Below are 12041 nucleotides of genomic sequence, written 5' to 3' on the forward strand. Positions count from 1 at the left end.
CTCAAAGCAAAGTCGGCTGGTCGGGCGTCGGTTTAGCATAGGTTTTGGGTGCCGTCCCCTCAACCCGCGCGGCAACCTCGCCGTCCCCGAACCGGACAGTGAGCGCACCCGCCTTGCGCGCCGCAGCCGCCGAACTGAGCACGCCGCCCGTGCGATCGGTCACCAGCGCATAGCCGCGGTCGAGCACGTGTTTCGGATTGAGCGCCTCGATCAGCTTGAACGTCTGGTCCATCCGCTGCCGCGCCGCTGCGATGCGTTGCGTGAGCAGCGCTGGCCGCAACGCGCCTGCCGTCCGATCGAGTTCGCCCCGCGCCACCGTCACCCGGCGTTCGAGCGCGCGGTCGAGCCGTTGCCCCGCATCGTCTGCGCGCTGGCGCTGCGGGCCGAGCAAGGCGTCGCGCTTGGGCAGCAACCGCGCCTGCGCCTCGACGCGCTCGCGCCCGCGCTCGACGTAGCGCCGCGCGCACCGCTCGCTGCGTTGGGCGTAAGCGTCGAGGCTGAGCCGCAGATCGGCGAGCACCGGCACCGCCAGTTCCGCCGCCGCGGTCGGGGTCGGCGCGCGTAGATCGGCGGCGTGGTCGCAGAGCGACGTGTCGGTCTCGTGGCCCACCGCGGAGACGATCGGGATCGAGCAACCCGCGACCGCGCGCACGACCACCTCCTCGTTGAACGCCCACAAATCCTCGATCGACCCGCCGCCGCGCGCGACGATCACCAGATCGGGCCGCGGCAACGCGCCGCCGGGCTCGAGCGCATCGAACCCGCGCACCGCCGCCGCGACTTCCTCGGCCGCGCCCGCCCCCTGCACCTTGACCGGCCAGACGATCACGCGCGTCGGACACCGATCGGCGAGGCGGTGGAGGATGTCGCGGATCACCGCGCCGGTCGGCGAGGTCACCACACCGATCGTACGCGGCATGAACGGCAGCGACTTCTTGCGCGCCTGATCGAACAGCCCTTCCGCGCCCAATTGCGCCTTGAGCTTCTCGAACAGCGCCATCAGCGCGCCCTCGCCGGCCAGTTCCATCCGGTCGATCACGATCTGGTATTTGGAGCGGCCGGGATACGTCGTCAGCTTGCCGCTCGCGATTACCTCGATCCCGTCCTGCGCGGTGAAAGGCAGCAAGGCCGCCTGCCCCTTCCACATCACGCCGTCGATCACCGCGGCATCGTCCTTCAGCGCCAGATAGACGTGTCCCGACGCCGCGCGCTTATAGCCCGATATCTCGCCGCGCAGCCGCACGCGGCCGAACTCGCCCTCGACCATGCGCTTGAGCCTGTTGGACAGTTCGCCGACGCTTTCGGGCGCCGCATTGTCGCCTGGCATGGCCTCGGCTACCAGCCGCGGCGAATCTTCGGGAAAAGGGTCTGGCATGAACGTCCTGCTGATCGGATCGGGTGGACGCGAACATGGCCTCGCGTGGAAGCTCGCGCAATCGCCGCTCCTGACAAAACTCTATGCCGCGCCGGGAAATCCTGGGATTGCCGAGGAGGCCGAGGTCGTCGCGCTGGACGTCGCCGATCACGCGGCGGTGGTCGATTTCTGTCGGTCGCACGACATTGGCTTGGTCGTGGTCGGCCCGGAAGCACCGCTCGTCGCCGGCATCACCGACGACCTCCGCGCCGCCGGTTTTGCCGTGTTCGGGCCGAGCAAGGCCGCCGCGCAACTCGAAGGATCCAAGGCTTTCACCAAGGCCGTCTGCGACCGCGCGAACATTCCCACGGCTCGCTATCGCGCTGTCCATTCGCGCGACGAAGCACGTGACGCGCTCGACGCGTTCGGCGCGCCGGTCGTCGTGAAGGCCGACGGCCTCGCCGCGGGCAAGGGCGTGACCGTGGCGATGACGATGGCCGAAGCGATCGAGGCGGTGGTCACGCTGTTCGCCGAGCCGGGCTCCAGCGCGGTGATCGAGGAATTCCTGACCGGCGAGGAAGTCAGCCTGTTCGCGCTGACCGACGGAACCACGATCGTTCCGTTCGGATCGGCGCAGGACCACAAGCGCGTTGGCGACGGCGATACCGGGCCGAACACCGGCGGGATGGGCGCCTACAGCCCCGCGCGCGTGCTGTCCGCTGCGCTCGAACGCCACGCGCTGACCGAGATCGTCGCCCCCACCGTCTCGACGCTGGCGGCGGAGGGGATGCCCTATTCGGGCGTCCTCTACGCCGGGCTGATCCTGACCGCGGACGGCCCCAAGCTGATCGAATATAACGCGCGGTTTGGCGATCCCGAATGTCAGGTCCTGATGATGCGACTGGAGAGCGACCTGCTCCCGCTGATGCTCGCGGTGGCGGAAGGGCGGCTGGCCGACGCCCCGCCGCCGGTGTTCCGCGACGAGGTCGCGCTGACCGTTGTGATCGCTGCCAAAGGCTATCCCGGCACGCCCCAAACCGGCGGCGCGATCCACGGCGTCGCCGACGTCGCCCCCGCCAAAGTCTTCCAGGCGGGCACCAAGCTCGTCGACGGGCAGCTCGTCGCCGCGGGCGGGCGCGTCCTCGCGGTCACCGCCACCGGCCCCACCGTTCGGGCCGCGCAAACCGCTGCGTATCGCGCGGTCGATGCGATCGATTTCCCCACCGGCTTCTGCCGCCGCGACATTGGCGCCAAAGAGGTGGCGCGGGAGGCGTAACGGTCGCGCCGCCACCAATAAAAAGGGGCGCCGGTCTCGCGACCGACGCCCCTTTTTTGCCGATAGAAAGGCTCAGGCGAAGCGGACGCGAGCCGCAACAGCCTGACGACGGCGGAGCGCACCACCGATCGCGCCAAAGCCCAATACCATCATCGCCCAGGTAGCGGGCTCGGGAACGCCCGGCGTGATGACGATATTGGAAGGCAGGCTGAACGACAGTTGCGCATCCGTCTCTTGCCGGTCGGCATAGAAGAGAACGAACGAGTGCGAACCCGCCCCAAGGTTGACATTGGCATTCTGCGTCGTCGCCGCATGGATACCGCCATTCTGCAGCGCCGATACGCCATCGACGAACAGGAAGGCGTCGTCATCGGCGCTGATCGAGAACAGCACCGACTGAGCGGCGTTCAGGAAGAAATTGCCGGAGAAGATCGCGGTCTGGAAACCGTTCTGTCCCCCGTTGGATGACCCGGCACCATTGGTCGGGAAGAACGTCGTATCGGTGAAGGAGTTGCCGGCGATGAGGCCGGTCCCCGTCGACACGACGTTGATGTTCGGCGCGCCCGGCGTCCACCAATAGAGTTCTTTCGTGACGGGGTTGTAATCGACCGCGTTCAACGGGTTGGCGGCCGTGATCACGGGCAGGCCGTTCGGCCCGAGCGTCGTTAGCACGCCGTTCGTAAAGCTGCCCGATGCGCCAGTGCCGCTGATATCACGGTTATTGTCCTGAACGGTGAAGTACTGGACCGACATCTGAGCCTGAGCCGGTGTCGCGGCAATGGCAGCCGCGACGACGGCGCCAGCGGCGAGAAGTGTGGTTTTCATTATATATCTCCCCAATGGACTAAGGCCCACGAAGCGGGCCGATCGACTCACGCTTGATACACTTTGATCGAAGTTAACGGATTTTAACCGATCAATGATTGCAGGAATACGACATGTCCCACGGTGGGACGGCTCGGTCTCGCCCCGAATCTCTGAGACAATCCGGCGGACAACAATGGCGACGTAGTGCAGGGCTAGCTACAAATGTAATGTTGTAACATTCTGTTCTGCTGGCATTCAGGAAAGCGGTGCGACAACCCTTACGGGACCGGAACGTAGCCGGCCCAGTTAGCCGAGGGGAATTGTCATGCAGTCCAAGCCTGCCTTGCTGATGGGGCTTAGCGCCCTGCTCCTTACGTCCGCCGCGCCGGTGCCGCTCGTCGCACAGCGCACCGTGGTCCCACCGCGCGACGATTATTCGCCGGTGCGCTGCCGCGTCGGCCAGCCCGAATACAATTATGCGCCGATGCCGGTCGTGCCGCAGCCGCGCCGCGGCAGCACCAAGGTCGACAAGAGCGCGGATTCGATCGTCGTCACCGGATCGCTGGCCAAGCGTGGTGAGCGCCGCCGCGCCGAAGCCATACCGTCCTACGCACCGCCTTCGCCGCCCGCGCCCCCGCCACCCGTCATGGCGGCGCCGATGAGCACGGCCGCGAACGGTGGCTACGCCCCGCCTTACGGCAGCAAACAAAACACCGAACGCTATGATGGCAAGGCGGTCGCATCGATCCAGTCGGTCGCCGCCGCGCCGGTCTCCACCTTCTCGGTCGATGTCGATACCGGATCCTACGCGAACGTCCGCCGCTTCCTCAGCGATGGCGGCACGCCGCCACCCGACGCAGTGCGGACCGAGGAGATGATCAACTATTTCCGCTACGATTATCCGCGCCCGTCCGACCGGACGCAGCCGTTCAGCGTGACCACCGATGTCGCCAAGACGCCGTGGAACCCGGCGACGCGGCTGCTCCGCATCGGACTGCGGGGCTATGACGTCTCCACGAACGACCGCCCACGCGCGAACCTGGTGTTCCTGGTCGATGTGTCCGGGTCGATGAACGAAGCCGATAAATTACCGCTGGTGAAATCGGCGCTGACGACGCTCGCCAACCGCCTGCGCCCCGACGATCGCGTATCGATCGTGGTCTATGCCGGTAATGCCGGGATCGTGCTCGAACCGACGAGCGACAAGCGCTACGTCAAGGCGGCGCTCGATTGCCTGCAAGCGGGCGGGTCGACCGCGGGTGGGGCCGGCATCAAGCTGGCCTACGACACCGCGCGGGCCAATTTCGTGCGCGGCGGGATCAACCGCATCTTCCTGGCGACCGACGGTGACTTCAACGTCGGGATCAGCGACAACAAGACGCTGGAAGAAATGGTCAAGGCACAGCGCGACGACGGCATCACGCTGACCACGCTCGGCTTCGGCCAAGGCAATTACAACGAAGCGATGATGGAAAAGATCGCCGATGTCGGGAACGGCAACTACGCCTATATCGACAGCGAGCGCGAGGCCGAAAAGGTGCTCGACGACGAGCTCTCCGCGACGATGGTGACCATCGCCAGGGATGTGAAGGTCCAGGTCGAGTTCAACCCCGCCGCCGTCAAGGAATACCGCTTGATCGGCTATGAGAACCGCGCGCTGGCTGAGGAGGACTTCAACAACGATGCGGTCGATGCCGGCGACATGGGCGCGGGGCATCAGGTGACGGCGCTGTACGAGATCGTCCCAGCGAACGGTGCGGGCTGGCTTCCCGACCGCCGCTATCCGGCCAATGCGCGGCCAAATCGCCCAGCATCGGTCGGCGCGAACGAGCTCGCGTTCGTCAAGCTGCGCTACAAGCTGCCCGAAGGCGGCGCGTCGCGGCTGATCAGCCGGCCGATCCCGGCATCGCTGATGGTCAGCGCGGCGTATCCGTCCGGCGACATGGCGTTCGTCACAGCGGTCGCGGCGTTCGGCCAGAAGCTGCGCGGCGACAAGTATCTGGGCAGCTATCGTTATGCCGACATTCAGCGGCTGGCGGGATCGCCCAACGGCTATTGGCGGCAGGAATTCGTCCGCCTGACCGGCATGGCCGGTGGACGCGGCGCCGCCGACTGATCGGCGTCTCTGGCGTATCGCCCGTCGCCCGCTTAGGGTGGCGGGCGATAGCTTTTTGGGGACCTTATGCAGACGTCAACGATGAGCCCCGGCGGGGCCGCCGACGCTTTTTATAGCTGGACGATCATCGGCCTGATCGTGATGGCGATCGCCGCGGTGATCGTCGTCGCCGGCATCATCTACGGCCGCCGCCAGGCCGCCGAACGCCATCGCGCCGAAGAAGCCGCAGAGGAGCGCGCGGACGAAGCCGGCGTCGACCTGCCGCCCGAAACGGACCCGGTCGCGGCCGAGACCAATGTCGAACCCGTCGCCAAGGAGCCCGACCACGATCTGCCGGTAAAGGCCGAGCCGGTCCCGGCGCCCGAGCCCATGCCGGCGCCGAAACCGGCCCCTGCGCCTGCTCCGGTCGCGCCACCGATACCGAAGCCGGAACAGGCTCCTGCCCCGGTCGCACCGCCCGAACAGGCACCCGATCCCGAACCGGCGCCTGCTCCGGTCGAAGCCGCACCTCCCCCGCCGCCGCCCGCGCCGGAGCCCGCGCCGAACTTCGCCGGCGCGCTTGCGCTGACCACGATCAAGGGGCTGGGTCCGAAAGTCGCGGCAATGCTCGCCGAGCGCGGCATCACGCAGGTCGATCAACTCGCCGCGCTGACATCCGATCAGGCGAGCGAGCTCGACGTCCAACTCGGCGCGTTTACCGGCCGCATGGGGCGCGACCGCTGGATCGATCAGGCGAAGCTTCTCGCGAGCGGCGACACCGCCGCCTACGAAGCGGAGTTCGGGAAGCTGGGTTAGGACCGCTCGCGGCTGACCAGCAACTTGTCGATCCGCCGCCCATCGAGATCGACCACTTCGAACGTCCAGCCCTGCTCGGTGACGCTCTCGCCTTCCGCCGGCAGGCGCCGGAACGCGGCGAGCGCGAACCCCGCGGCTGTGGCGTAATCGCGGTCGTCGGGCAGATCGAGATCGAGCTTTTCCGCGAGCAGATCCGCTGACGCCGAGCCGGCGACGAGATAGCTGCCATCGTCGCGATGGACGAAATCGGGCGCTTCGTGCGGATCGGTGTCCGACGCGAAGTCACCCGCAATCGCCGCGAGCAGATCGGCGGGCGTCACGATCCCTTCGAAATGGCCGTATTCGTCGTGGATCAGCGCCATCGGCACCTCGGCACGGCGCAGGCGGACGAGCGCGTCCATCGCGTCGAGCTGATCGATCACCACCGGTGCCGCGCGCATCAGCACCTTGAGGTCGAGCGGTTCGCCCTTGATCGCCGCCGCGACGATGTCGCGCGCCTGGACGACCCCGATCACCGCATCGACCGATCCTTCGGCGACCGGCAGGCGCGTGTGCGGCGACGCCGCGAGTTTCTCACGAATGCCCGCGGGATCGAGCCCGATATCGAGCCATTCCACTTCGGTACGCGGCGTCATGACCTCGCGCACGGGGCGGTCCGCCAGCCGCACGACGCCTGAGATGATCGAACGTTCGTGCTCCTCGATAACGCCCGATTTCGACGCCTCGGCGACGATCAGATGTAGTTCCTCGGCAGTGACCTGGTCCTCGCTCTCGCGCCGCATGCCCAGCACCCAGAAGATCGCCTTGCTGGTCGAATCGAGCAGCCACACGACGGGCGCCGCCGCCTTCGACAGCCAGGTCATCGGGATCGCCATCACCGCTGCGATCGGTTCGGGCGAGCGCAGTGCGATCTGCTTGGGTACCAGCTCGCCGACGATCAGCGAGACGAAGGTCGTGACGCCGATCACCAGTACGAAGCCGACGGTCTGCGCGGTTTCGTGGCTCAGGCCCAGCGGCTCGAGCCGGTCGGCGGTCGGGCCGCCCAGCGCCTCGCCCGAATAGGCACCCGACAGCACCGCGATCAGCGTGATACCGACCTGGACGGTCGATAGGAACTTGCCGGGATCGGCGGCGAGTGTCAGCGCCGCGCGTGCCCCCCTGCTGCCGGTCCGCGCCAACGCCTCCAGCCGTGCCTTGCGCGACGAGGCTATCGCGAGTTCGCTCATCGCGAATACGCCGTTCACCGCGACGAGCACGAGGATGATGACGACGTCGATCCAGGGATAGGGTGCCATGATGCGGGGTCAGCCTATACGGGCGCGGGCGCGGTGCGCAACCGATCCCCGCTAGCGGCGGCTGAGGAAGAAGTCGCGCAGCAACCCCGCGGCCTCGCTTTCGCCGATCCCGCCATAGACTTCGGGGCGGTGATGCACCGTGGGCTGCGCGAACAGCATCGGGCCGTGTTCGACCGCGCCGCCCTTCGGATCGCTTGCACCGTAATAGAGCCGCGCGATCCGGGCATGCGCGATCGCGCCGGCGCACATCGCGCAGGGTTCCAGCGTTACCCAGAGATCGCAGTCACTCAGCCGGTCGTCGCCGATCGCCTCGGCCGCCCGGCGAATCGCCAGCATCTCGGCGTGCGCGGTCGGATCGTGCAGCCCGCGCGGCGCATTGGCCGCGGTGGCGATGATCTCCCCGCCGAACACCACCGCCGCGCCGACGGGGACCTCCCCCTCGGCAGCGGCAGCGGCGGCCGCATCGAGCGCGGCGCGCATCGGGGCCGGTAGCGCGAACCCGCTTATTGCGCGGTCGCCGTATTGGCCGGGGCAGGCTCGCCAGGCTTGTTGATGCTGACCTTTGGCACTTCGATCGTCTTGTTCTCGGTTCCCACGGTCACCGTGGCCATATTGGCTGTTACAGCAGGTGCAGAGCCGCCCTCGAGTTTGACGGTCGGCAGCGTGCCGGCAGTGCCGTTCAGGCGCAGCATGCCCGTGGCGAGCAGGATGATGACGACCACGGCCGCGAGGCCGACCAGAGCGAGCAAGAAACGCATTATAATCCCTCCTGTAATCGAATCGTTGTCGTAATAAACCACTATTGCCGCGCGGGGTTGCATCGACCCGCAGCGAATCTGTTGACCTTCGCGGCGCATGCCGCTATCCGCGCCACCTTTCCGGGCAACCGCCCGAAACTCAGGATTAATAGCATGTCGCGCATTTGCGAGCTGACCGGCAAGGGCCGGCAGGTGGGTAACAACGTTTCCCACGCCAACAACAAGACCAAGCGTACGTTCCTGCCCAACCTGCAGAACGTGACGCTGATGTCGGACGCGCTGGGCACGTCGGTGAAGCTGCGCGTATCGACGCACGGTCTGCGCTCGGTCGAGCACAACGGCGGTCTCGACAATTGGCTGGTGAAGACGAGCGACGACGATCTGTCGCTGCGCGCCCGCCGCTTGAAGCGCGACATCAAGAAGAAGCTGAGCGCCGCCGCAGCGGCATAAGCCGATTCGCTGCGAAGCTTGAAGGCCCGCCTTTCCGATCCGGAAGGGCGGGCTTTTCGCGTCCGGGCTACAAGTCCAGCCTGAACTTCATCAGCAACGTGCGTTGAAGGAAGAACTGGTTGTCGTCGCTGACCATCCACAGGATCGTCGCTTCGCCCTCGCGCGTGATCGCCAACCCTTCGTAATTATCGACCGTCAGCGGCGCGTCGAATCGCGCGATCTCGCGGCCAGTGAAGATTTGGCCGGGCTTGATGCCGTGTACGTCGATGACCGTCAGTACGGCGCTCCAGCGAAACGGCAGCGCAAACCGGCGGTTGAGCACCAGGATCCGCCCGTCGGGCAATTCGGTCGCGTCGCTGGGGTCGTAGCCGTCGGGCGGGCGATACGACGCGAGCATGGCGCTGTCCGGCTGCGTCACCGGATCGCCGGGGAACAGCAGCAAATCGCGCACCGGCCGGTCCTGCCGGTCGGTTTCGGCGATTACTAGAAAGCGGCCGTCGCGCAGCCGGACCAGCGATTCGGCGCCGCCATTCCTCTCCCAACGCGCCATCGCCTTCGGCGCCGCTTGATCAGCCGGCAGCGTCAGCCCCGGTCCGTAACGCCAGATCGCGTTGGCGCGTTCGAACCCGACCCACACCTGCCCGCTCGCCGGATCGACCGTCATCGATTCGCTGTCGCGCTCGCGCTTCTCCCAGCCGATGCCGGGCCCCGCGGGGAGATCGCCGAACGCGGGTTCGCCGACGCGGAATTGCGCGTCCATCCGGAACCGCACGATATCGCCATAGTCGCTCAGCAACGTGAAGCGGTCGCCGGCGACGCTCAGCGACGAAAACCCGCCAAATGCGTCGTCACGGCTCGTCAGGCTCACCCCGCCCAAAAAAGTCAGCGCACCGACGCGGCGCTTGGCCGGATCGTCGGCGTCGAGCGAGACCGGGCGGGCGACGATATCGGCGTCCCGGCCCAGGATCGGCCGCTGGTCGCGCCAGCTCGCGGTCAGCTGCGTCACGATTAGGAGTATCAGGAACAGGCGCAGCCATCGCATCGCCGCCCTCATAGCGGCGTCGCCCGCCAGCGCGAGGCCCAACAGGCTTAACGGCGGATAACGGATGCATTCAGCATCCACTCAAAGCGAATCGGGCAGAAGCTCTCCATCGACGGCGATCGCCGCCGAGTGTTTTTGAGAGACGGTAAGGAGACGATCCATGTTGAAGAAACTGAGCCTCGTCGGCGCCGCGCTCGTGATGACCGCCACCGCGGTTATTCCCGCCGCGCCCGCCATGGCGCAAAGCCGCTACGATCGCGGCTATCGCGACAACGGCTATGACCGCGGCGGTTACAACAACCGCTATTACGACAACGGCCGCACGTATCGCGGCTACGACCAGAACTACCGCAACTATCGCACGCCGCGCGAGTGCAAGACCGACCGCGGCACGATCATCGGCGCGATCGCCGGCGGCCTGCTCGGCAACGTCGTTGCCGGCCGTGGCGACCGGTTGCTTGGCACGGTGATCGGCGGTGCGGGCGGTGCTTTGGCCGGTCGCGAAGTCGCGAAGTCGGGGCAGCCCGGTTACTGCCGCCGCTGAGGTTCGCCGGCTCGGTTCCGTCTAAATCAACGGGCGCCGCAGCCGGCACTCCCTCCCAAGGTTTCTCCCGGGTCGCTTATCGGGAGAGATAGTCCCTCGCGTAGCGTTTGAGGGCGGAGACCGGTCCCGAAAGGGGCCGGTCTCTTGTTATGCGAGCCGGCGGCTCGCACGGCCGGCGGACGGCGCCAGCCGATCCGGCCGAGGGCGCTCGTTCAGTCGTCTTCGATTGCATCCCCCGCCGCAGCGCCCTCCAGCGCCGCCCGCGCTATGCCCGCCCCGCGCAGCAATGCCGCGACCCGGTCGGGAATACTCGCGACGTCGAACGGCTTCGTCACATAATCGTCCGCGCCGCCTTTGTCGGCGAGGTCGATGTGCAAGTGACTGGCTTTGCTGGTCAGCATCATGATCGGCAGGTTGGCGATCTCGGCATGGTCGCGGAGTCCGCCAGGATATGCATGCCCGATCGCCCGGGCAGCATCTGGTCCAGGATGACCAGATCGGCCTTGTTGTCCAAAATTCCCGCAACGGCATCGTCGCCGTGGCGGATCGGGATCACCTCGTGCTCGGCCTGTTCGAGCACCGGAGTAATCAGGTCGATCACCACATCGTCGTCGTCGACGATCACGATCTTGGCCACAAAAGCTCTCCTTTGCTACGATGCGCCGACTGAACGCGCGCCGTGCGCGGGTGCTCCGCGACAACGTGGTGAACAATCGGTTTTGGGGATAAGGTTGGCGAGCGTGCGCTAGGTCCGGCAGCAGCCGACGACGAAGCCGTCGGCCGGGTTCGGCTTGGCGCCGACCCGCCGGCCGTGTCGGGCGCTTGCGCGACCGGCGCGGAAGCTGGCTTCCGCGCCTGCGCCCGTCAGTACATATGTTGCCCGCCGTTGATGCTCAGTGTCGATCCGGTCACGAAGCCGGCATCTTCCGCCACCAGGAACCCGACGGCGCGCGCGATTTCGCTCGCCTGGCCGAGCCGCCCGACCGGGATTTTGGCGACGATCTTCGCCAGCACGTCGGCCGGCACCGCCGCCACCATGTCGGTGTCGATATAGCCCGGTGCGATCGCATTGACCGTAATGCCGAACCGCGCGCCTTCCTGCGCCAGCGCCTTGGTGAAGCCGTGGATGCCCGACTTCGCGGCGGCGTAATTTACCTGGCCGTACTGACCGGCCTGGCCGTTGATCGACCCGATATTGACGATCCGACCCCAGCCGCGCTCCTTCATGCCCGGGAACACCGCCTTGGCCATCGTGAAGCAGCCGCCGAGATTGGTGTCGATCACCTCGTTCCACGCCGCCTTGTCCATCTTCAGCAAAGTGCCATCGCGCGTGATGCCGGCATTGTTGACCAGCACATCGACCGCGCCGACCTCGTCCGCGACCTTCTGCACACCCGCCTGCGCGTCGTCGTAATTGCCGACGTCGAACTTGACGGTCTTGATCCCGGTGCGGTCGGTGAAGGCCTTGGCACGCTCGTCATTGCCGGCATAATTGGCGACGACGGTCATCCCCATATCCTTGAGCGCGAGGCTGATCGCCTCGCCGATGCCGCGGGTGCCGCCGGTCACGATCGCAACGCGTGCCATGTCTTCTCTCCTAGTTT

14 protein-coding genes are annotated in these 12041 nt (G+C 66.7%); 5 read left to right on the forward strand and 9 right to left on the reverse strand.

Annotated features, from left to right (window positions below; translation table 11 throughout):
• Position 1 precedes the first annotated feature (1 nt).
• A complete protein-coding gene (gene xseA / locus FPZ24_RS13955; protein WP_146572962.1) occupies positions 2–1375 on the reverse strand; it encodes an exodeoxyribonuclease VII large subunit in 1374 nt (457 codons plus the stop codon).
• Between xseA and purD the strand changes: the two genes are divergently transcribed.
• A complete protein-coding gene (purD, locus tag FPZ24_RS13960) occupies positions 1374–2630 on the forward strand; it encodes a phosphoribosylamine--glycine ligase (protein ID WP_146572964.1) in 1257 nt (418 codons plus the stop codon). The genes xseA and purD overlap by 2 nt on opposite strands.
• A 72-nt stretch (positions 2631–2702) precedes the next feature.
• Here the strand turns inward: purD and FPZ24_RS13965 are convergent, their stop codons facing one another.
• Entirely contained in the window at positions 2703–3455 is a 753-nt protein-coding gene (locus tag FPZ24_RS13965; RefSeq protein WP_146572966.1) for a PEPxxWA-CTERM sorting domain-containing protein, read from the reverse strand.
• A gap of 307 nt (positions 3456–3762) precedes the next feature.
• On the opposite strand from FPZ24_RS13965, the gene FPZ24_RS13970 reads away from it, so the two are divergent.
• The gene (locus tag FPZ24_RS13970; RefSeq protein ID WP_240047485.1) at positions 3763–5553 is read left to right on the forward strand and encodes a vWA domain-containing protein; all 1791 of its coding nucleotides are present in this window, start codon (positions 3763–3765) and stop codon (positions 5551–5553) included.
• A gap of 81 nt (positions 5554–5634) precedes the next feature.
• Positions 5635–6348: a hypothetical protein gene (locus FPZ24_RS13975; protein ID WP_240047486.1), complete on the forward strand. Its 714-nt coding sequence runs from the start codon at positions 5635–5637 to the stop codon at positions 6346–6348.
• Here the strand turns inward: FPZ24_RS13975 and FPZ24_RS13980 are convergent.
• From FPZ24_RS13980 to FPZ24_RS13990, 3 genes are read right to left on the reverse strand one after another with little or no spacing between them, the layout of a single operon-like run.
• Positions 6345–7643, reverse strand: a complete 1299-nt coding sequence (locus FPZ24_RS13980) for a hemolysin family protein (RefSeq protein ID WP_146572970.1) — start codon at positions 7641–7643, stop codon at positions 6345–6347. The genes FPZ24_RS13975 and FPZ24_RS13980 overlap by 4 nt on opposite strands.
• A 51-nt stretch (positions 7644–7694) precedes the next feature.
• Positions 7695–8123, reverse strand: a complete 429-nt coding sequence (locus FPZ24_RS13985; RefSeq protein ID WP_146572972.1) for a nucleoside deaminase — start codon at positions 8121–8123, stop codon at positions 7695–7697.
• Positions 8124–8146: 23 nt separating this feature from the next.
• Positions 8147–8401 carry a hypothetical protein gene (locus FPZ24_RS13990; protein WP_146572974.1) on the reverse strand — a complete coding sequence of 85 codons (255 nt, stop codon included), beginning with the start codon at positions 8399–8401 and terminating at the stop codon, positions 8147–8149.
• A gap of 153 nt (positions 8402–8554) precedes the next feature.
• On the opposite strand from FPZ24_RS13990, the gene rpmB reads away from it, so the two are divergent.
• Complete coding sequence (rpmB, locus tag FPZ24_RS13995; protein WP_146572976.1) at positions 8555–8851, forward strand: 50S ribosomal protein L28; 297 nt, start codon at positions 8555–8557, stop codon at positions 8849–8851.
• Positions 8852–8918: 67 nt separating this feature from the next.
• Here the strand turns inward: rpmB and FPZ24_RS14000 are convergent, their stop codons facing one another.
• The gene (locus tag FPZ24_RS14000) at positions 8919–9893 is read right to left on the reverse strand and encodes an esterase-like activity of phytase family protein (RefSeq protein ID WP_240047488.1); all 975 of its coding nucleotides are present in this window, start codon (positions 9891–9893) and stop codon (positions 8919–8921) included.
• Between the two features lie 160 nt (positions 9894–10053).
• Between FPZ24_RS14000 and FPZ24_RS14005 the strand changes: the two genes are divergently transcribed.
• Positions 10054–10437 (forward strand): glycine zipper 2TM domain-containing protein, encoded by a 384-nt coding sequence (locus tag FPZ24_RS14005; RefSeq protein WP_146572980.1) that lies wholly within the window; start codon positions 10054–10056, stop codon positions 10435–10437.
• A gap of 212 nt (positions 10438–10649) precedes the next feature.
• Here the strand turns inward: FPZ24_RS14005 and FPZ24_RS14010 are convergent, their stop codons facing one another.
• The 3 genes from FPZ24_RS14010 to phbB all read right to left on the reverse strand — a co-directional run bounded on the left by FPZ24_RS14010 (position 10650) and on the right by phbB (position 12024).
• A complete protein-coding gene (locus FPZ24_RS14010; protein WP_186728874.1) occupies positions 10650–10838 on the reverse strand; it encodes a response regulator transcription factor in 189 nt (62 codons plus the stop codon).
• Positions 10838–11074 (reverse strand): response regulator, encoded by a 237-nt coding sequence (locus tag FPZ24_RS14015; protein ID WP_146572984.1) that lies wholly within the window; start codon positions 11072–11074, stop codon positions 10838–10840. Before FPZ24_RS14015 ends, FPZ24_RS14010 begins: the two co-directional genes overlap by 1 nt.
• A 227-nt stretch (positions 11075–11301) precedes the next feature.
• Positions 11302–12024 (reverse strand): acetoacetyl-CoA reductase, encoded by a 723-nt coding sequence (phbB, locus tag FPZ24_RS14020; protein WP_146572986.1) that lies wholly within the window; start codon positions 12022–12024, stop codon positions 11302–11304.
• Between the last annotated feature and the right edge of the window lie 17 nt (positions 12025–12041).

This window comes from Sphingomonas panacisoli (genome assembly GCF_007859635.1).
GTDB lineage: Bacteria > Pseudomonadota > Alphaproteobacteria > Sphingomonadales > Sphingomonadaceae > Sphingomonas > Sphingomonas panacisoli.

Coding starts and splice junctions, on each gene's coding strand:
- purD (WP_146572964.1), top strand. CDS start 1,374: ATGAACGTCCTGCTGATCGGATCGGGTGGACGCGAACATGGCCTCGCG.
- xseA (WP_146572962.1), bottom strand. CDS start 1,375: ATGCCAGACCCTTTTCCCGAAGATTCGCCGCGGCTGGTAGCCGAGGCC.
- FPZ24_RS13965 (WP_146572966.1), bottom strand. CDS start 3,455: ATGAAAACCACACTTCTCGCCGCTGGCGCCGTCGTCGCGGCTGCCATT.
- FPZ24_RS13970 (WP_240047485.1), top strand. CDS start 3,763: ATGCAGTCCAAGCCTGCCTTGCTGATGGGGCTTAGCGCCCTGCTCCTT.
- FPZ24_RS13975 (WP_240047486.1), top strand. CDS start 5,635: ATGAGCCCCGGCGGGGCCGCCGACGCTTTTTATAGCTGGACGATCATC.
- FPZ24_RS13980 (WP_146572970.1), bottom strand. CDS start 7,643: ATGGCACCCTATCCCTGGATCGACGTCGTCATCATCCTCGTGCTCGTC.
- FPZ24_RS13985 (WP_146572972.1), bottom strand. CDS start 8,123: ATGCGCGCCGCGCTCGATGCGGCCGCCGCTGCCGCTGCCGAGGGGGAG.
- FPZ24_RS13990 (WP_146572974.1), bottom strand. CDS start 8,401: ATGCGTTTCTTGCTCGCTCTGGTCGGCCTCGCGGCCGTGGTCGTCATC.
- rpmB (WP_146572976.1), top strand. CDS start 8,555: ATGTCGCGCATTTGCGAGCTGACCGGCAAGGGCCGGCAGGTGGGTAAC.
- FPZ24_RS14000 (WP_240047488.1), bottom strand. CDS start 9,893: ATGCGATGGCTGCGCCTGTTCCTGATACTCCTAATCGTGACGCAGCTG.
- FPZ24_RS14005 (WP_146572980.1), top strand. CDS start 10,054: ATGTTGAAGAAACTGAGCCTCGTCGGCGCCGCGCTCGTGATGACCGCC.
- FPZ24_RS14010 (WP_186728874.1), bottom strand. CDS start 10,838: ATGCTGACCAGCAAAGCCAGTCACTTGCACATCGACCTCGCCGACAAA.
- phbB (WP_146572986.1), bottom strand. CDS start 12,024: ATGGCACGCGTTGCGATCGTGACCGGCGGCACCCGCGGCATCGGCGAG.